General features: G+C 66.3%; 2 protein-coding genes. Both read right to left on the bottom strand.

Features of this window, described 5'->3' with window-relative positions; translation table 11 throughout:
- Window positions 1-197, bottom strand: a 197-nt coding sequence (locus NKJ91_RS33570) for a hypothetical protein (RefSeq protein ID WP_352458923.1), incomplete at its 3' end; no start/stop codon positions are given.
- Between the two features lie 52 nt (window positions 198-249).
- Window positions 250-1,374: an IS110 family RNA-guided transposase gene (locus NKJ91_RS33565; RefSeq protein ID WP_502903665.1), complete on the bottom strand. Its 1,125-nt coding sequence runs from the start codon at window positions 1,372-1,374 to the stop codon at window positions 250-252.
- Window positions 1,375-1,455: the final 81 nt, after the last annotated feature.

Here is a 1,455-nt window from a genome sequence, read left to right as displayed (position 1 = left end):
ATATGTGGACGGCGCCCTGCCTGCAACGGTTGTTTTGCGTCGTTTTCGATCGCTTGCGTCCATATGTCCGGCCTTTGAGCACGGTCCTTGCGGCCGCTGGCCAAGGTGGGGTTCGCGACGCCCGTTCCAATCATGCCAGCGGTTTCGTTGGCCAATGGATCCCTCGGAGTTTCGCGCGTCACGGATCGATCGATCACGCCATCTTCCTTCCGTTGCAAGAGCTTGTGTTCGGTGTTCCTCCGTTGTGGCCTATCCGGGCATGTCAGCGCCGTGCTGAGCCGCGGTCAGGGCTGGCCGCAGGCCACCGCCGTAGGCGGCGCGAAGCGGCCTTGAGGGCGGCGAGGAGGCGTCAGGCTGCCCGGATAGGCCACAACGGTACGGCTCGCCGGTGATCATCATCTTCCAGGCCATGCGGGCGGTCTTGTTGGCGAGCGCCACAGCCGCCAGCTTCGGCGGCTTGCGCGCAATCAACGCCGCCAGCCACGGCGAGGCCTTGGCGCGGCCGCGACGCACCTGCTGGATGTGGGCCGTCGCGCCCACCACCAGCGCCTGCCGCAGCATCTCGTCGCCGGCCCGCGTGATCACCCCCAGCCGGTTCTTGCCGGCGGTCGAATGGTTCTTCGGCGTCAGCCCCAGCCACGCCGCGAAGTCGCGTCCCGAACCGAACGCTGTCGCATCAGTGACCTTGACGCCGAGCAGGCTCGCCACGACCGGCCCGACGCCGGGCATCGCAGCCAGCCGCTGTCCAGTCTCGTCCTTGCGGTGATGGGCCAACAGCTTCTTGTCGATTGCCGCGTATCGCGCGCACACCGCGCGGTATTCCTCGCCGAGCGTCTCAAGCAGTTCCTTTGCCAGCGCCGGCACCGTCGCGTCGCCGGCAATGCGGGCCAGCAGTGGCTCGATGCGGGCAAGGCCTTGTGCGGCCACCAGGCCGAATTCGGCTGCGTAGCCGCGGATCGTGTTGGAAAGCTGCGTGCGCCGCCGCACCAGCTGCTCGCGCACCCCAAACAGCATCTGCGCCGCTTGCTGCTCGCCGCTCTTGATCCCAACAAAGCGTGTCCTGGGCCGGCTCATCGCCTCGCAGATCGCCTCGGCGTCAGCCGCGTCATGCTTGCCGCGCCGCACATACGGCTTCACGTGCTGCGCCGCGATCAGCACCACCTCATGACCCAGCCCCGACAGCGTGCGCGCCCAGTAATGCGAGCCACCGCACGCCTCCAGCCCGATCCTCACCGGCGCAAGCTTGGCGAAGAACGGGACTACCGCCCGCCGTTGCAATTTACGCACCAGCACCGAACGCTCCGCAGCGTCGACACCATGCAGCTGAAAAACACTCTTGGACGTATCCATGCCAATACGGATAAGGTGTTCCACGGACGGCTCCCTTGTTTGAGATCTCAACGAACTCATTCTGGCACATCCGATGCCGTCGGGCGCCGTCCACCCCATCATGCC

The organism is Mesorhizobium sp. M0040 (assembly GCF_040323505.1).
Taxonomy (GTDB): Bacteria; Pseudomonadota; Alphaproteobacteria; order Rhizobiales; family Rhizobiaceae; genus Mesorhizobium.
This window is presented reverse-complemented; position numbering and strand designations above follow the sequence as displayed.